The 15,935-nt window shown below is 71.9% G+C and carries 18 protein-coding genes; 8 read left to right on the top strand and 10 right to left on the bottom strand.

The genetic code is table 11. The features are described from left to right. The first annotated feature begins 83 nt into the window (after positions 1-83). Positions 84-584, top strand: a complete 501-nt coding sequence (locus AC07FN_RS13180; RefSeq protein ID WP_478395820.1) for a DUF4396 domain-containing protein — start codon at positions 84-86, stop codon at positions 582-584. Positions 585-600: 16 nt separating this feature from the next. On the opposite strand, the gene AC07FN_RS13175 is transcribed toward AC07FN_RS13180, so the two are convergent. From AC07FN_RS13175 to AC07FN_RS13150, 6 genes are all read right to left on the bottom strand, one after another. Then, complete coding sequence (locus AC07FN_RS13175; RefSeq protein ID WP_478395819.1) at positions 601-1,350, bottom strand: class I SAM-dependent methyltransferase; 750 nt, start codon at positions 1,348-1,350, stop codon at positions 601-603. A 138-nt stretch (positions 1,351-1,488) separates the two neighbouring features. Next, complete coding sequence (locus tag AC07FN_RS13170) at positions 1,489-2,091, bottom strand: TetR/AcrR family transcriptional regulator (RefSeq protein WP_478395818.1); 603 nt, start codon at positions 2,089-2,091, stop codon at positions 1,489-1,491. A 332-nt stretch (positions 2,092-2,423) separates the two neighbouring features. Next, positions 2,424-3,245 carry an ABC transporter permease gene (locus AC07FN_RS13165; RefSeq protein ID WP_478395817.1) on the bottom strand — a complete coding sequence of 274 codons (822 nt, stop codon included), beginning with the start codon at positions 3,243-3,245 and terminating at the stop codon, positions 2,424-2,426. Next, positions 3,205-4,008: an ABC transporter ATP-binding protein gene (locus AC07FN_RS13160; RefSeq protein ID WP_478395816.1), complete on the bottom strand. Its 804-nt coding sequence runs from the start codon at positions 4,006-4,008 to the stop codon at positions 3,205-3,207. The genes AC07FN_RS13165 and AC07FN_RS13160 overlap by 41 nt, the downstream gene beginning before the upstream one ends. Further along, positions 3,935-4,465, bottom strand: a complete 531-nt coding sequence (locus AC07FN_RS13155; protein WP_452615214.1) for a MarR family winged helix-turn-helix transcriptional regulator — start codon at positions 4,463-4,465, stop codon at positions 3,935-3,937. Before AC07FN_RS13155 ends, AC07FN_RS13160 begins: the two co-directional genes overlap by 74 nt. A gap of 99 nt (positions 4,466-4,564) precedes the next feature. Beyond that, positions 4,565-4,924: a DUF6223 family protein gene (locus AC07FN_RS13150; RefSeq protein WP_478395815.1), complete on the bottom strand. Its 360-nt coding sequence runs from the start codon at positions 4,922-4,924 to the stop codon at positions 4,565-4,567. 248 nt (positions 4,925-5,172) lie between these two features. Between AC07FN_RS13150 and AC07FN_RS13145 the strand changes: the two genes are divergently transcribed. Together AC07FN_RS13145 and AC07FN_RS13140 are read left to right on the top strand one after the other, a co-directional pair. Then, positions 5,173-6,402 (top strand): sensor histidine kinase, encoded by a 1,230-nt coding sequence (locus AC07FN_RS13145; protein WP_478395814.1) that lies wholly within the window; start codon positions 5,173-5,175, stop codon positions 6,400-6,402. Next, positions 6,399-7,091, top strand: a complete 693-nt coding sequence (locus AC07FN_RS13140; RefSeq protein ID WP_478395813.1) for a response regulator transcription factor — start codon at positions 6,399-6,401, stop codon at positions 7,089-7,091. Before AC07FN_RS13145 ends, AC07FN_RS13140 begins: the two co-directional genes overlap by 4 nt. 106 nt (positions 7,092-7,197) lie before the next feature. Here the strand turns inward: AC07FN_RS13140 and AC07FN_RS13135 are convergent, their stop codons facing one another. From AC07FN_RS13135 to AC07FN_RS13120, 4 genes are all read right to left on the bottom strand, one after another. Beyond that, a complete protein-coding gene (locus AC07FN_RS13135; protein WP_478395812.1) occupies positions 7,198-7,671 on the bottom strand; it encodes an RICIN domain-containing protein in 474 nt (157 codons plus the stop codon). A gap of 169 nt (positions 7,672-7,840) precedes the next feature. Beyond that, the gene (locus AC07FN_RS13130; protein WP_478395811.1) at positions 7,841-8,833 is read right to left on the bottom strand and encodes a transketolase family protein; all 993 of its coding nucleotides are present in this window, start codon (positions 8,831-8,833) and stop codon (positions 7,841-7,843) included. Continuing rightward, a complete protein-coding gene (locus AC07FN_RS13125) occupies positions 8,830-9,705 on the bottom strand; it encodes a transketolase (protein WP_478395810.1) in 876 nt (291 codons plus the stop codon). Before AC07FN_RS13125 ends, AC07FN_RS13130 begins: the two co-directional genes overlap by 4 nt. A 34-nt stretch (positions 9,706-9,739) precedes the next feature. Further along, a complete protein-coding gene (locus tag AC07FN_RS13120) occupies positions 9,740-11,086 on the bottom strand; it encodes an MFS transporter (protein WP_478395809.1) in 1,347 nt (448 codons plus the stop codon). 215 nt (positions 11,087-11,301) lie between these two features. On the opposite strand from AC07FN_RS13120, the gene AC07FN_RS13115 reads away from it, so the two are divergent. From AC07FN_RS13115 to AC07FN_RS13095, 5 genes are read left to right on the top strand one after another with little or no spacing between them, the layout of a single operon-like run. Next, positions 11,302-12,123 (top strand): sugar phosphate isomerase/epimerase family protein, encoded by an 822-nt coding sequence (locus tag AC07FN_RS13115; protein WP_478395808.1) that lies wholly within the window; start codon positions 11,302-11,304, stop codon positions 12,121-12,123. A gap of 25 nt (positions 12,124-12,148) precedes the next feature. Beyond that, a complete protein-coding gene (locus tag AC07FN_RS13110) occupies positions 12,149-12,925 on the top strand; it encodes an SDR family NAD(P)-dependent oxidoreductase (RefSeq protein ID WP_478395807.1) in 777 nt (258 codons plus the stop codon). Between the two features lie 15 nt (positions 12,926-12,940). Further along, positions 12,941-14,662, top strand: a complete 1,722-nt coding sequence (locus tag AC07FN_RS13105) for a dihydroxyacetone kinase family protein (RefSeq protein WP_478395806.1) — start codon at positions 12,941-12,943, stop codon at positions 14,660-14,662. Next, positions 14,659-15,123, top strand: coding sequence for a ribose-5-phosphate isomerase (locus tag AC07FN_RS13100; protein ID WP_478395805.1), 465 nt, complete (start codon positions 14,659-14,661; stop codon positions 15,121-15,123). The genes AC07FN_RS13105 and AC07FN_RS13100 overlap by 4 nt, the downstream gene beginning before the upstream one ends. Positions 15,124-15,158: 35 nt before the next feature. Continuing rightward, on the top strand, positions 15,159-15,890 hold the full coding sequence (locus tag AC07FN_RS13095; RefSeq protein ID WP_478395804.1) for a GntR family transcriptional regulator: 732 nt from the start codon (positions 15,159-15,161) through the stop codon (positions 15,888-15,890). Positions 15,891-15,935 lie beyond the last annotated feature (45 nt).

The raw sequence follows: 15,935 nt of genomic DNA, 5'->3' as shown, positions 1-15,935 counted from the left end.
AATCGCCCGGGTTGCAAGCCATACCCCCGTTGGGTATACAGGGAACCGCTCGCCGAACGCCGTCGTCGAGGGGAATGCGAATCATGGCCGACCACCCGGAAACCCAAGGCCACCACGGGCACGCGGATCACCGGCGGCTGACCGGACGGGCGCTGACGCGGTCCGCGATCTCGGCCACCCTGCACTGCCTGACCGGCTGCGCGATCGGCGAGGTGCTCGGCATGGTCATCGGCACCGCGCTGGGCCTGTCGAACGTGGCGACGATCGTGCTGGCCGTGGCGCTGGCGTTCGTGTTCGGCTACGGCCTGACCATCATGCCGGTGCTCCGCTCGGGGCTGGCGTTCGGTGCCGCGCTCGGCGTCGCGCTGGCCGCCGACACGCTGTCGATCACCGTGATGGAGATCGTGGACAACCTGATCATGGTGGTCATCCCCGGCGCGATGGACGCCGGGCTCACCAGCCCGCTGTTCTGGGGCTCCCTGGTGGTCGCCCTGGCGATCGCCTTCGTGCTCACGGTGCCGGTCAACCGGGTGCTGATCGCCCGCGGCAAGGGGCACGCGGTCGCGCACGAGTACCACCACTGATCGCGAGCCCCCGGCGTCAGGGCAGCTGTGCCGGCCGGGTGCCGAGGAGGAAGAAGTCCGCGCTGACCGGTCGCGCATATCCGGGGAGGAGCCGGTCGTGGCGCGTGCCGCACTGGAATCCGCCCGCGGCGAGCAGGGCCCGCGCGCGGTCCGCCGTCAGGCCCGCCCAGTGCGGCGTCGCGTGGCCGATCTGCGCGTAGTCGCGCAGGAGCAGCCAGGGGAAGCGGTGGTCGCCGCCGGGCCGCAGCGATGCGACGAGCCGGCGGAGGTCGTGGCGCCAGGTGTGCCAGACCCCGTCGGCGAGCAGCAGGCCGCCGCCGGGTTTGACGACCCCGCGCCAGGCCCGCAGCGCGGCGACCGGATCGGGCAGCGTCCACAGGACGTAGCGCGAGGTCACGAGGTCGAACCCGGCGTCCAGTGCCGCGACGTCGTGGGCGCCGCAGGCGACGGTCCGCACCGCGACACCCCGGCGCCGCGCTTCGGCGCGGGCGAAGCCGAGCATCGTGCTGGAGGCGTCGATCGCGGTGACGTTGTGCCCGAGTTCGGCCAGCAGAGTGGAGAGGAACCCGGTGCCGGTGCCGACGTCGAGCACTTCGAGCGGCTCGTCGCGTCGGCCGAGCAGCTCGGCCAGGGCCTCCTCGCAGGTCGCGCGCCACGCATCGCGTTTGTCCTGCGCGTAGTCCTGGTAGAAGCGGTCGTACGCCGGGGCCCGGCGGTCCCAGTTGTCGCGGACCGCATCGATCGCCGCTCGCAGGTCGTCGCCCATCGGCACCGCCTTTCTGGTCAGCCGCGAGTGTAGTTGCGAATGGTTTGCAACAACGGCTCAGGCGGTCGCATCCAGGGTGGCGAAGTCGGTGGGGCCTGCTCGATCGCCGCTCGCTCGGCGTGCCGGTCTGGCGTGCGGTCAGGACTGGTCCAAGGCCCGTTCGATAGCGCGGCGGGCCCGGCCCGCGGCCGCCCGGTCGTGCTGGAGCTGCATGGCCGCGTTCAGTGCCAGCCCGGCGGCGACGATCTCGAACAGCGCCTGGTCGATGTCGAACCCGGCCGGTAGCTCGCCGTTCTCCACCGCCGCGGCCAGGTCCGCCCGCAGCTGTTCCCGCCAGCGCGACCACACCTCGGCCACCGCGTCGCGGACCCGGCCGGGGCGGCCGTCGTACTCGGTGAGCGCCGCGGTCATCAGGCAGCCGCCGGGCAGCAGTGGCGCTTCCAGGTAGCCCACGGAGTTGGCGCACACCGCGCGCAGCCGCCGCAGACCCGGTGGCTCGGCCAGTGCGGGCTCGACCACCCGGTGCCAGAAGTCCACGAACGCCTTGTCCAGCGTGGAGATCTGCAGCGCCTCCTTGGTGCCGAAGTGCTTGTGCACCCCGGACTTGCTCATCTCCAGCTCCTCGGCGAGCCGGCCGATGGTGATGCCGTCCAGCCCTTCCTCGGAGGCGATCTCGGCGGCACGGCCGAGGATCCGGCCCCTGGTGGCCTGCGCTTCGGCCGCTGAGCGTCGCGGTGACATGTGACGAGGATAGCGGACGTCCGTCCGCTATTGATTTGGTGAACGCTCGTACGCTAAATTCCGTTGCCGTCACCGAGACGAAGGAGTGCGAGATGCGGGTGCGCCGACTGGGCTGGGCCGGACTGGAGATCGACGCGCACGCCGGACGGCGCGCACACGTGCTGGCCGTCGGGGAATGGCTGGACCTGTCCGCATGACCGGAACCTCCGCCGTGCCAACGGGATCGGGTAGCAACAGGACATAGGTCCCGCACTACGTGCTCGACGAGATCCTGGGTAACGCCACCGGCATTCCCAGCCGGGCGCGCGGCGCGCTGGCCGAACACTGCCCGCTCAGCGCGCCAAGCGCCCGAGCAGGGCCGCCGCGATGCCGATCATGGCGCTGGCGGCGACGACCAGGACGCCGAAGTCCAGCGCCAGGTGCGCGGGCGTGCCGATCAGCAGTCCGCGCAGGGCGTCGACCTCGTAGCCGAGCGGGTTCGCGTAGTTGACCGCCTTCAGCCACCCGGGCATCAGGTCGACCGGGTACAGGGCGTTGGAGGCGAAGAACAGCGGCATGGTGATCGCCTGCCCGATGCCCATCAGCCGGTCCCGGGACAGCACCAGCCCGGCGATCGTGATGGACAGGCAGCAGAAGAAGGCCGAACCGAGGACCACCACGGCGCCCATCGCGAGCAGGTTCACCGGATTCGCGGTGAGGCCGACGCCGAGCAGCGCCGCCAGCACCAGCACCACGAGCGCCTGCACCAGCGCGCGCACCCCGGCGGCGAACGCCTTGCCGGTCACCAGGGCGATTCGCGGCGTGGGCGTGACCAGCAGCTTCGCCAGCACTCCCGCATCCCGCTCCCAGATGATCTGGATGCCGTAGAAGATCGCGATGAACAGCGCCGACTGCGCGAGGATGCCCGGCGCGAGGAAGTCGAGGTAGGGGACGTTCCCGGTGGGGATCGCGCGCAGCCCGGTGAACACCTGGCCGAAGATCAGCAGCCACAGCGCGGGCTGCACGGCCCTGGCGAGCAGCTCGGCCCGGTCGTGCCGCAGCTTCTGCAGCTCCACCAGGCACATCGCCGCCACCCGCGCCGCCACCAGGCCCGGCGGGCTGCGCCGCACCGGTTCAACCGAGGCGGCCGGAGGTGCGTCGAGTCGCGCGGACATCTCGCATCCCTTCTCCCGTTTCCTCGAAGGTGTCGTCGGTGATCGTCCGGAAGACGTCGTCCAGCGTGGCGTCCGGTCCCACGGCCGCCTTGAGCTCGGCGGGGGTTCCCCGGGCCCGGATCCGCCCGCGGTGCATCAGGGCGAGCCGCTCGCAGTGCTGGTCGGCCTCGTCCATGTAGTGCGTCGTGACCAGCACGGTCATCCCGGTCTCGGCGCGGATCCGGGCGATCCGGTCCCACACGCCCTCCCGGCCGATGGGGTCCAGACCGATCGTCGGCTCGTCCAGCACCAGCAGCCTCGGCCCGCTCACCAGAGCCTGCGCGAGTTCGAGGCGGCGCACCATGCCGCCGGAGTAGGTGCCGGCCAAGCGTTCGGCGACGGCGGTGAGCCCGACCGCGCCCAGCGCCGTGCGCACCGCGGAGCGCCGCTGCGCGCGCGGAACGTCGAAGAGGCGGGCGAACAGCGCGACGTTCTCCCACCCGGTCAGCGACCCGTCGGCCGAAAGCTGTTGCGGCACATAGCCGATCAGCCGACGCACCGCCAGTTTGCGGCGTGCCGCGTCGACCCCGAAGATCTCGACCGCCCCCGCCGCGGTGGGCAGCAGCGTGGTGATCGCCCGGATCGTGGTGGTCTTGCCCGCGCCGTTGGGGCCCAGCAGCCCGAACACCTCGCCGGCCCGGACGTCCAGGTCAATCCCGTCGACCGCGACCTGCTCGCCGAACGACTGCCGCAGGCCCCGGCACCGCACCGCCACCTCGGTCATCGGCGCCACCTCCTTCCAGCGCGAGGACCAATGCGCGCAACCCGCGCAGGGCATCGGCGACCGCCTTCTGATCAGCCGCGGACAGCTCGGCGAGGGCGTCGCCGACCAGGCGGGTCCGCGCCTGCCGCCAGGCGGCGACCCGGTGCGTGGCGGCATCGGTCAGGTGCAGCCGGACCGCGCGGCGATCGGCCGGATCGGTCTCGCGGCGAAGCAGGCCGACCCGGGTGAGCTGGTTGACCAGGGTGCTCGCGGAGTTCGCCGCCATGCGCAGCCGGAGCGCGGCACCCGCCACGCCGACGCCCGGCTGCTGCTCGACGACCTGCAGCAGTTCGACCTGCGCGCCCCGCAGGTCCGGCATCGGCAATTCGGCGCGAAGGCTGCGCCGCACGACCCGCCGCAGGGTCGAGATCACGGTCGTCAGCTCGTCGGCGACGGCCCACGAGTCCACATCGCCCACCCGACAAAGCTACCTCTCATTGCGAGGTATCGGCGGATCACGGCGAGACGCGAGGTGCGGGAGCGAATCCCCGTGCCGCAGGGGAATTCCCGGCGGTCGTCACGACGCGGCATCACGCCCAGGTCGGCGGGAGCGGGCCAAGGTCAGTCCACCTAGGACCGTGCCGAGCACACCGACCAGCACTGCCACGATCGCCCCGGCCAGCCCGTTGCCGGTGCCGAGACCACCAGCGGAGTTGGCCGCGTGCAGCCCGCCGACGATCGCGCTGATCGGGCCCAGCACCAGGGCTGCGACGGCCCAGGTTCGCCGGTTGCCTGCGCGCTTCAGGGCCAGCCCGCCGAGGACCGCGCTGACCAGGCCGATCACGGCGGCAGTGGTGGGCACGGCTCGCCCCGCGCCGAGGTCGTAACCGCCGATAGCGGCGGCGACCTGCGTGGCGGGCAGGAGGAGGACGGACATCGAGGATCCCTTCGGTCGGCCGCCGGCAGCACGTGCACCGGCCGCACTCGGTCGACGACACCGGTGGAGGCTTTCGTCGATTGGCTGCGAACGATCGTTGCGCCTCGCGGTCCGGATGTCCTCCGTTGGCAGGCGGCGACGGATACGGAGTTCGGCGTAGGTGGCCCGCTCGGGACCGCGCTCCTCGACGTAGTCGGCCGCGCAGCCGTGCGGAGTGGTTTCCCGGCCGGGAACCCTATGATCGCGACATGCCGGACCGCGTCGCGTTATTCCGCCTGCCCACCTGGGCGCAGGACTTGTTGCTGGCGCTGTTCATCACCGCGATGCAGGTCCAGGGCACCGCATCCCGCGCCGCCCGCGATCCCGAATCGGTGCTGCGCCCCCTCACCGACCTCGGGCACCTGGGATACGTCCTGCTGATCGCCGGTGGCGTGGTCGTGGCCGTGCGTCGCCGTTGGCCCGTCGCGGTGTTCGGCGCGACCGCACTCGCCAGCGCGGCCTACTACGCCCTCGATTTCCCGGACGGGCCCGGATGGCTCGGACTCTTCGTCGCCACCTACACGCTCGCCGCCCTCGGCGACGGACGCCGCTCGCTGGTGATTACCGGCGCCGGCATCGCGGTCCTGGCCGCGTGCTGGCTGATCGCTGCCGCCGACATCGAACCACCGGCGGCCATCGGCTGGGTGTTCTTCCGCATCGGTGCGTCGGTCATGAGTGCAGCGCTCGGCGAGAGCGTCCGCTCGCGGAGGTTCATCGCGGCCGAGGCGCTGGCGCGCGCCGAGCTGGCAGAGCGAACTCGCGAGGAGGAAGCGCGGGCCCGTGTCGACGAGGAACGGCTCAGGATCGCGCGGGAGGTCCACGACACGGTCGCGCACGCCATCGCCATCATCAACGTCCAGTCCGGAGTCACCGCGCACGTGCTCGACAAACGGCCGGAGCGAGCACGCGAGACCCTGGAGGCCATCGAGCGGACCAGCGCCCGGGCGCTGCAGGAGATGCGGACCATCCTCGGGGTCCTCCGCGACGACGGCGACGGCCGCGTCCCGCACGCCGGCCTCGGGCAGATCGATGAGCTCGCCGCCAAGGCGCGGGAAGCCGGGCTCGAAGTGGAACTCGCGGTGAGTTCGCCGCCGGAGGTCCCCAGCGCGGTGGGCAGCGCCGTGTACCGGATCGTGCAGGAATCGATCACCAACGTGATCCGCCACGTCGGCCCGACCCGGGTCGCGATCGCGCTGGACCACGACGCCGACACCTTGGAGGTCCGCGTGGCGGACGAGGGCGGACGAGAACGAGCAGGCATCGCCGCACCGCATCCGGGCGGGAACGACGGCCGGGACGAGCCCGGTCGCGGGATCGTCGGGATGCGCGAGCGCTGCCGGCTGCTGGGCGGCGAACTCGAAGCCGGCCCGCTCCCGGGCGGTGGCTTCGCGGTCACCGCGAGACTGCCGTTGGCCCCGACCGCGGTGGTGGGCGCATGAACACCGCGACAGCCGCGTCGAAACGCGATGCGCCCATCAAGGTGCTGCTCGCCGACGACGAGCAGCTGGTGCGCTCCGGTTTCAGGCTCTTGCTCGACCTAGAGGACGACATCACGGTGGTCGGGGAAGCCACCACCGGCGCCGAAGCCGTGGAGCTGGCCCGCACCGCGCGCCCGGACGTCGTGCTCATGGACATCCGCATGCCGGGGATGGACGGCATCCAGGCCACCAGGCACATCGCCACCGCGAACGGGCTGCAGCACGTCCGCGTCCTCATCCTGACCACCTACGACACCGATGACCACGTCTTCGAAGGCCTGCAGGCCGGCGCCAGCGGGTTCCTGCTCAAGGACGCCGGCCCGGCCGAGCTCCTGCACGGCGTCCGAGTGGTCGCCGCCGGCGAATCCCTGCTCGCGCCGCGCATCACGCGCCGCCTCATCGCCCACTTCACCGCGCGGCGGACCGCCGGCGCCGCCGCCGAACGCCGGCTTTCGGTCCTCACCGAACGGGAACGCGAGGTCCTGGCGCTCGTGGGCCGGGGCATGAGCAATGACGAGATCGGCGCGGAGCTCTTCGTCAGCCCGGCCACCGCCCGCACCCACGTCAGCCGCGCCATGGCGAAGCTCGGGGCCCGCGACCGCGCACAACTGGTCGTCGTCGCCTACCAGACCGGACTCGTCACCCCGTAGCGATCGCGACGCGGCGACTGCGGGCACCGCGCGAGGCACGGGCCGCTAATCCGGTCGTGGGTCTTCCGGGCGGCCGCAGCGGCCCGGAAGACCCACGGCACTCGGTTCAGCTCGCGGTCAGGCCCCACTGCTGCGCCGGGTTCTCCGGGTCGCAGGGGAACAGCCGCACGTCCGACCCGCTCAGGTGGCCCAGGCAGGTGTTGGTGTCCATGTGGTGCAGCAGGCTGCCTTCGTCGGCGGCCTCAGCCCGCCACTGCTGGGTCGGGTCGTAGGAGTCACACGGCATCAGGCGCACCTGCGGGCCGCCCGCGTGCCCCATACAGCTGTTCGTGCGGTTGATCCGGATCAGCTCCGAGTGGCCGAGGTACTCCCGCGACCAGTTCTGCTTGGGATCGCTCGGGTTGCAGTCGGTCAACGTGATCGCGTAGCCGTCCGGGCTCTGCAGGCACGTGCCCGCCGCCACGTTGCTGAACGACGCCTCCAGGGGAGCGGGCGCGGCTGCCGCGACCGGCAGTGCGGCCGATCCGCTCAGGCACAGTGCGCCCAAGGCCGCCAGGGTCCAGTGGCTCGCTTTCCGCAATGAACTCACCTCAATCGCGAAGTAGATTCACATCGCACGCGCTCTTCGGGCACGTGCGTCACCGAGTTCACTGCGATCTCGCCGAAAATCCCGCAATTCACCCCACTGTGGGCGAGCGGTGGCCCGCGGGCCGGGAACCGGGTACGACGCCGGGTCCCGGCCGTCGCGGTCAGCCGAGGGCGTCGAGGACCTTGCTGACGATGGCGCCGGTAGCGAGGCCGTAGCGCTCGTGCAGCGTCGGCAGGGCACCGGCGTCCAGGAAGGCGTCGGGCAGCGCGATCGGCACGATCCGCTTGCCGAGCCCGCGGCTGACCACGGCCGAGGCGACGGTCTCGAAAAGCCCGCCCACCACGGTGTGGTTCTCCAGCGTCACCACCAGCCGGTCGGAGTCCACTTCGGACAGAACGGTGTCGGCGTCGAACGGCTTGATGGTCGGCGCGTGCACCACGGCGACGTCGACCCGGTGCTTCGCGAGCTCCTCCGCGGCCTGCAGCGCCCGCATCGTTATCAGTCCACTTGAGACGAACACGACGTCCGAACCGCCGCGCAGCACCGCTGCCTCGCCGAGGCGGAACGAGTAGTCGTACTCGTCCAGCACGGTCGGCACCTTGCCGCGCAGCAGCCGCAGGTACGTCGGTCCTTCGGCGGCGGCCAGCTGCGGCACCGCCTGCTCGATGTCCACCGCGTCGCACGGGTCGACGATGGTGAGGTTCGGCATGCCGCGGAAGATCGCCACGTCCTCGGTCGCCTGGTGGCTGGGCCCGTAGCCGGTCGTCAGGCCCGGGAGCCCGCCGACGACGTTGACGTTGAGGTTCGGCTCGGCGATGTCCAGGCAGAGGAAGTCGTAGGCGCGCCGGGCGGCGAAGACGCTGTAGGTCGAAGCGAACGGCACGAGCCCCACCTCGGCCATCCCGGCGGCCGCGCCGAGGAGCAGCTGCTCGGCCATGCCCATCTGGAAGAACCGGTCGGGGTGGGCCGCGGCGAACACGTGCATGTCGGTGTACTTGCCGAGATCGGCGGTCAGCCCGACGATCCGGTCGTCCGCCTCGGCGAGCGCGGCCAGCGCGTGGCCGAACGGGGCGCTGGTGGTCCGCTGCCCGGGGTCGGCGAAGGAGGCGATCATCGCGGAGGTGGTCAGCCGCTTCGGGGTCGTGGCGGTCATCGTGTCTGCGCTCCCGGGTGGTTCTCGGTCAGCTGCTCGCGGCACAGCTGCCATTCGTGCTCCTCGATCCGCATGAAGTGCGCCTTCTCCCTGGACTCCAGCAGCGGGACGCCGCGCCCGATCCTGGTGTCGCAGAGGATCACCGCCGGCTCGCCGACGGGCGCCGATCGCTGCGCGGCGGTGTCGAGCGCGCGCAGCAGCGCCGGCACGTCGTTGCCGTCGACGCGCTGGGTGAACCAGCCCGCCGCGGCCCACTTCTCCTCGGCGGGCTCGATGCCCAGCACGCCCTTCGTGGGCCCGTCCGCCTGCAGCGCGTTCATGTCCACGACGGCCAGGATCCGGCCGAGCCGGTGGTGGGCCGCGCCCATCGCGGCCTCCCAGGTGGAGCCCTCGTCCAGCTCGCCGTCGGACAGGAAGTTGACGATGCGGGGCTGCTCGCCCCGCAGCCGGGTGCCGAGCGCCATGCCGACCGCGACGGGGAGGCCGTGCCCGAGCGAACCGCCGGAGATCTCCATGCCGGGCGTGTGGGAGGCCATGCCCGACATGGGCAGCCGGGAGCCGTCGGCGCCGTAGGTCTCCAGCTCGTCGACCGGGATGGTGCCGGCCTCCGCGAGCGCGGCGTACAGGGCGATGGCGTAGTGGCCGGTGGACAGCAGGAACCGGTCCCGCTCCGGCCAGTGCGGGTCGTCGGCGCGGAAGCGCAGCTGGTCGACGTAGAGCGCGGCGAGGACGTCGGCGACGCCCAGCGCCTGCCCGACGTACCCCTGGCCCTGCACCTCTCCCATGTCCAGCACGTGGTGCCGCATGCGGAAGGCCGCCGCACGCACCCGCTCGGCGCGCGCCGTCAGGTCGCTGCCGGTGGCGATCGTCATCGTGTTCCTCTCAAGCGGTGGGAAACAAGGCTTCTCAGTGCGCGGCGGCGGGCCGGGGGTCGTCGTTCTCCGCGCTGCGGCGGAGCGCTTCCTGCCGCAGCCGCTTGCCGAAGGTCTCCCGGGTCAGCAGGGCGGCGACCAGGCCGAGCACCGAGTAGGCCAGGAACAGCAGCGCGGGACCCATCCAGCCGAGCGCGAGGAACAGCAGGGTGGTGACGAACGGCGTGAAACCGGAGATCATCGCCGAGATCTGGTAGGCCAGCGAGGCGCCCGAGGAGCGGGTCTTCGCCTGGAACAGCTCCGGGAACCAGGCGCCCTGCGAGCCGGCCAGCGCGTTCTGGCAGACGCCGTAGGAGATGACCACGGTGGCGATGATCGCCAGCACCGAGCCCGTGTTGACCAGCAGGAACATCGGGATCGCCCAGGCCGCGCCGAAGAGGCAGACCCAGACGTACACCGGACGCCGCCCGATCAGGTCGGTCAGCCAGCCCCAGCCGATCGTGGCGAAGATGCCGATCGCCGAGGCGATGCACAGCGACAGGATCGTCTCGCCGCTGGTGGCCAGCTTCTCCGACTTCAGGTAGGAGATCATGTACGTGATGGCCACGGCGTAGCCCGCGGTCTCGGCGATGCGCAGGCCGATGCCGCGCAGCAGGTTCCGCCAGTCGTCCTTGATCACCTCGACGATCGGCGACTTGACGATCTCGCCGCTGTCCCGGACGTCCTCGAACACCGGCGATTCGGGCACCTTCGACCGCACGATCAGCCCGATGATCACCAGCAGCAGGCTGGCCAGGAACGGCACGCGCCAGGCCCAGTCGCCGGGCAGCGCGACCGAGCCGAGGAAGACGAGGTTGGCCAGCAGCAGCCCGATCGGGAAGCCGGCCTGCACGATGCCGGTGAACCTGCCCTTGCGCAGCCACGGGGCGTGCTCGTAGGTCATGAGGATCGCCCCGCCCCATTCGGCGCCGTAGGCGATGCCCTGGATGATCCGGACGGTGACCAGCAGCGCCGGGGCGAGCATGCCGGCCTGCGCGTAGGTGGGCAGCAGGCCGATGGCGAACGTGGCCAGGCCCATCACGATCAGCGAGGCGACCAGCACGGGCTTGCGGCCGATCCGGTCGCCGAGATGGCCGCCGATGACGCCGCCGAGCGGCCGGGCGATGAACCCGACGCCGAGCGTGGCGAAGGCCGACAGGGTCCCGACGATCGGTGAGGCGTTCGGGAAGAACGCGGTGCCGAAGTAGAGGGCCGCGGCGGTGCCGAAACCGATGAAGTCGTAGCTCTCGATCACGGCGCCCGCGGTCGATCCCCACGCCACCCGGCGCACGTCCGGTGTGCCGTGCACCGGCCCGCTAATTCGCAGCGGTTCCGCGCTCATCACTCACCTCTTCATTGGGGTAGTTCGACGTTGTCGACACCGGCTCAGCAGTGTCAACACTGCGGGAGATATTCAGCTCTGCTCGCTGGTTTGTCAACAGTGATCTGTCGAGTAAAACTGCTGTCACGAGCGGTGATGCCTGTACTTGGCAGGATGCTCTTGTGTGTTGACAGTGCGCTGTTAACATCTCCGCATTCGCTGCTTGAGGAGGAACCTTGTCGGACCGCTGGCCCGGGTGCTCGACCATCGGCTTCCGCCACCTCGGATTGTCCGAGGCGCTCGGCGTGATCGCGGGGTGCGGCTTCGCGGAGATCGATCTGGGCGCGCTGCCCGGCGTGTGCGACCACGTGCCCTACGAGCTGACCGAGGCCGCCGTGGCCGAGGTGGTGTCGACAGTGCGGGCCGGCGGCCTCGCCGTCCGGTCGGTCAACGGCGACATCGGTGACCTCAACCTCGTGCTCGACGCGAACGCCGCCCGGGAGCGGGAGACGCACCTGCGCCGCCTGCTCGATCTGACCGCGGGCTGCGGCGCGGATGCCCTGGTGCTGCCGTGCGGCGCCCAGTCGCACGAGCCGGTGACCGGCCTGGACGAAGATCTGGGTCGCGTCGCGGGCGGGCTCGCGCGGGCCGCCGGGCTCGCGAGCGCCCACGGCGTGGCGATCTGGGTCGAGGCGCCGCACTTCTTCCGCCTGTGCGCCGACGTCGACCTGGCCGCGAAGCTGATCGAGCGGCTGGATCCGGCGGTGGGCGTCGTGCTCGACACCAGCCACATCGTGGCCTCCGGCGGCGACCCGGCCGCCTTCGCGCTGCGGTTCGGGAAGCGGATCGCCCACGTGCACCTCAGGGACGCCGTCCCCGGCGGGATCAACCACAGCATCGGCAACGGCGTGGTCGATTTCCCCGCCGCGTTCGAGGCGCTGCGCTCGGCCGGCTACCGCGGATCGTTCGCGCTCGAACTCGAAACCCGCGATGTCACCGACGACGAACGGCCCGCCGCGGCGGTGCGCGCCGCCGAGTACATCGCGACCCTGCTCTGAATCGTCGACCGAAGGAGGACCAGCAGTGACCAGCATCCAGCGCACGGCGGTGGTGACGGGCGCGGCCGCGCCGCGAGGCATCGGGAAGGCCGCGGCACTGCGGTACGCCCGCGAGGGGTGGGCCGTCGTCGTGCTCGACCTCGACGAGCCGGCCGCGAAGGCCGCCGCCGAGGACATCGCCGCGCAGACCGGCGCGACGGTGTTCGCGCACGGCGTCGACGTCGCCGACGAGCCGTCGGTGCAGGCCGCCTACGACGCGGTGCGGGCCGAGGTGACCGCGGGCCGGCTGCCCGCTGTCGGCGCGCTGGCCAACATCGCGGGCATCACCTCGCCGGTGCCGTTCCTGGAGACCACGCTCGACCTGTGGAACAAGGTGCTGGCGGTCAACGCGACCGGCACCTACCTGGTCACCAAGGCGTTCCTGCCGGATCTGATCGAGGCGGGCTGGGGGCGCATCGTCACCATGTCGTCGGTGTCGGCCCAGCAGGGCGGGGGAGTGTTCGGCAAGACCCCGTACTGCGCCGCGAAGGCCGCCATCCTCGGGTTCACCAAGTCGCTGGCCAAGGAGCTCGGCGCGGCCGGGATCACCGTCAACGCCGTCGCGCCGGGCGCGGTGGACACCGACATCCGCGCGGGCGCGACCACCCCGGAGCTGGAGGACGCCATCACGGACGGCATCCCGATCGGCCGTCAGGCCACAGTGGACGACGTGGCCGCGGTGATCACCTGGCTGTCCACCGACGACGCCGGCTACCTGCAGGGCACCACGATCGACATCAACGGCGGGTCGTTCCTCCACTGAGGACGGATGGGTGACATGACGTATCTGTGGGACGATCCGGCCACGTTCGCCGACGACGCGCTGGCCGGGTTCTGCGATCTGCACGCCGACCTGGTGCGGCAGGTGCCGGGCGGCGCGGTGCGGCGGGCCCGCCCGCGGCGCCCGAAGGTCGCGGTGCTGCCCGGCGGCGGCTCCGGCTACCCGGCCTTCTACGGGATCATCGGCCCCGGCCTGGCGGACGGCGCGGTCAGCGGCAACCTGTTCACGTCGCCGTCCGCGCAGGACACCTACTCGGTGGCGATGGCCGCGCAGTCCGGTGCCGGGGTGGTGTTCAGCTACGGCAACTACGCCGGCGACGTGATGAACTTCGGCCTCGCCACCGACCGGCTGCGGGCCGAGGGGATCGCCGTCGACAACGTGGTGGTCACCGACGACATCGCCAGCGCCCCGGCGGCGGAGGCCCAGCGGCGACGCGGCATCGCGGGCGACTTCACGGTCTTCAAGATCATGGGCGCGGCCGCCGACGAGGGCATGGACCTCGCCGGGGTCGTGCGGGTGGGCCGGAAGGCCAACGAGCGCACGCGCACCATCGGCACCGCGTTCGCCGGGTGCACCTTCCCCGGTGCGCCCGAGCCGCTGTTCAGCGTGCCGGACGGGCAGATGGGCCTGGGGCTGGGCATCCACGGCGAGCCCGGCCTGCGGGACGTTGCCCTGCCCTCGGCCGGGGAACTCGCGGCCGACTTCGTCGGCAGGCTCCTGGCCGAGAAGCCCGCGGACGCGGGGGAGCGGGTGGCGGTGCTGCTCAACGGGCTCGGCGCGGTCAAGCAGGAGGAACTGCTCGTGCTGTGGCGGCCGGTGGCCGCGCTGCTGCGCGAGTCGGGGCACGTCCCGGTGCTGCCCGAGGTGGGCGAGCTCGTGACGAGCCTCGACATGGCGGGGGTGTCGCTCACCGTCACGTGGCTGGACGACGAACTCGAACGCCTGTGGGCGGCACCGGCGTGGACACCGGCGTTCCGGCGCGGCCGGACGGCCGACGAGCCGGAGGCGGCGGTCCAGCCCGAGGCGAGCGAGCCGGAAACGACTGCGCCGGTGTACTCGCCCGCCTCGGCCGAGTCCCGCGTGCTCGCGGGACACGTGCTCGCGGCGCTGCGCCAGGTGGCTTCGGCGCTGGGGGAAGCGGAAAACGAGTTGGGTGCCATCGACGCCGTGGCGGGCGATGGCGACCACGGTCGCGGCATGGTCCGCGGCATCGGCGCCGCCCTGGCAGCGGCCGAGGAAGCCCAGCGGGCCGGGGCGGGAGCGGGAGACTGCCTCGCCGCCGCCGGGGACGGCTGGGCGGCGCGCGCGGGCGGTACGTCCGGCGTCCTGTGGGGCGCCGGGCTGCGGGCCGCCGGCGAAGCCATCGGCGACCGCGGCGGCAGCGCGGAAGTCGCGGCCGAGGCGGTGGAAGCCCTGACCACCCGCATCACGACGCTCGGCGGCGCGGCGGTCGGGGACAAGACGCTGGTGGACGCACTGGAACCGTTCCGGGCCGAACTGCTGTCCGCCGTCGCTGCCGGTGCTCCGGCGGCCGCCGCGTGGTCGCGCGCAGCCGAGGCCGCCGACAAGGCGGCCCGGAACACCTCGGAACTGGTGCCGCGCAAGGGACGGGCCCGGCCGCTGGCCGAGCGCAGCATCGGCACGCCCGATCCCGGCGCGGTGTCCACTGCCCTGATCGCCCGGACGATCGCCGACCACCTGACGGGAGAACTCCGATGACCTACCGGATCGCGATCGGCTGCGACGACGCCGGACTGGACCACAAGGAACGCCTCGCCGCCGACCTGCGCGCCGATCCCCGGGTGAGCGAGGTGATCGACCTCGGCGTGCACCGCGACGCCGACGACGTGCACCGCCCGTACCCGGAGATCGGGCTGGCCGCGGGCGAGGCCGTGCGCGCGGGCACCGCCGACCGGGCCGTGCTCGTCTGCGGCACCGGCATCGGGATGGCGCTGTCGGCCAACAAGGTGCCCGGCGTGCGGGCCACCACCGCCCACGACTCGTACTCGGTGGAGCGGTCCGTGCTGTCCAACAACTGCCAGGTGCTGGCACTCGGGCAGCGGGTGGTGGGGCTCGAACTGGCCCGCAGGCTGGTGCGCGAATGGCTCGGTTACGAGTTCGACCACCGATCGCCCAGCGCGGCGAAGGTAGAGTTGATTGCCGAGTACGAACGGTGCTGAGCGCCGTCGGTGGCGCGGAACCGAGGAGGCTGCGAGTGGTGAGCCGTCAGGCGCAGGCAGGCCGGAACCTCCGGCAGATGGCCGTCGACGCCCTGCGGAAGGCGATCACCACCGGCACGTTCCCGCCGGGCACCCACCTCGGCGAGGTGCAGGTGTCCGACCAGCTCGGCATCAGCCGCGGCACGCTGCGCGAGGCGCTGCGCGAACTGCAGCAGGAGGGCCTGGTCTCCTACGGCGATCGCGGCCGGGTCGCGGTCCGGCAGATCGACGAGAAGGACATCATCAACACCTTCACCGTTCGGGCCGCGCTGGAAGCGGTGGCCGGTGAGACGCTGGCCTCCAGCTACTACCGGGAACAGCACTGCCAGAGCCTGCGCGCCGCCGTCGACGACATGGCGGCGGCCGCGCAGGTCTCGCTGGAGGCGCAGATCGAGGCGGACCTGGCCTTCCACGAGCTGCTGTGCGAGCTCACCGGGAACGACGCGCTGCTGCGGTCGTGGAAGCTGCTGGAAGGCTCGATCCGCATGTGCATCATGTACCGCGGCCTGGAGCGAGCGCTGAGCAACATGAGCGCCGACCGCCACCTGGAGATCGTCACGGCGATCGAATCGGGCGACCCGGTCAAGACGCAAACGGTGATCCAGGACCACATGGTGGCAACGGCGCAGGCACTGCTGTTCGGAACCGTCCGCAGCCGCCGGCCGATCAACATCCTGGGCGATGCCCCGCCCGCGGAGCAGGGAGAACGGCCCGAGAAGCCCGCCTGACGACCGGCCGGGCCGGTCCCTTGTGGACGAGCACCGCTCGGCGGG

Source organism: Saccharopolyspora sp. NPDC045941 (genome assembly GCF_056431445.1).
This window is presented reverse-complemented; position numbering and strand designations above follow the sequence as displayed.

What these genes read in the sequence shown, in the direction of transcription:
- AC07FN_RS13180 (WP_478395820.1), top strand. Translation starts at nt 84, where the DNA reads ATGGCCGACCACCCGGAAACCCAAGGCCACCACGGGCACGCGGATCAC.
- AC07FN_RS13175 (WP_478395819.1), bottom strand. Translation starts at nt 1,350, where the DNA reads ATGGGCGACGACCTGCGAGCGGCGATCGATGCGGTCCGCGACAACTGG.
- AC07FN_RS13170 (WP_478395818.1), bottom strand. Translation starts at nt 2,091, where the DNA reads ATGTCACCGCGACGCTCAGCGGCCGAAGCGCAGGCCACCAGGGGCCGG.
- AC07FN_RS13165 (WP_478395817.1), bottom strand. Translation starts at nt 3,245, where the DNA reads ATGTCCGCGCGACTCGACGCACCTCCGGCCGCCTCGGTTGAACCGGTG.
- AC07FN_RS13160 (WP_478395816.1), bottom strand. Translation starts at nt 4,008, where the DNA reads ATGACCGAGGTGGCGGTGCGGTGCCGGGGCCTGCGGCAGTCGTTCGGC.
- AC07FN_RS13150 (WP_478395815.1), bottom strand. Translation starts at nt 4,924, where the DNA reads ATGTCCGTCCTCCTCCTGCCCGCCACGCAGGTCGCCGCCGCTATCGGC.
- AC07FN_RS13145 (WP_478395814.1), top strand. Translation starts at nt 5,173, where the DNA reads ATGCCGGACCGCGTCGCGTTATTCCGCCTGCCCACCTGGGCGCAGGAC.
- AC07FN_RS13140 (WP_478395813.1), top strand. Translation starts at nt 6,399, where the DNA reads ATGAACACCGCGACAGCCGCGTCGAAACGCGATGCGCCCATCAAGGTG.
- AC07FN_RS13130 (WP_478395811.1), bottom strand. Translation starts at nt 8,833, where the DNA reads ATGACCGCCACGACCCCGAAGCGGCTGACCACCTCCGCGATGATCGCC.
- AC07FN_RS13125 (WP_478395810.1), bottom strand. Translation starts at nt 9,705, where the DNA reads ATGACGATCGCCACCGGCAGCGACCTGACGGCGCGCGCCGAGCGGGTG.
- AC07FN_RS13120 (WP_478395809.1), bottom strand. Translation starts at nt 11,086, where the DNA reads ATGAGCGCGGAACCGCTGCGAATTAGCGGGCCGGTGCACGGCACACCG.
- AC07FN_RS13105 (WP_478395806.1), top strand. Translation starts at nt 12,941, where the DNA reads ATGACGTATCTGTGGGACGATCCGGCCACGTTCGCCGACGACGCGCTG.
- AC07FN_RS13100 (WP_478395805.1), top strand. Translation starts at nt 14,659, where the DNA reads ATGACCTACCGGATCGCGATCGGCTGCGACGACGCCGGACTGGACCAC.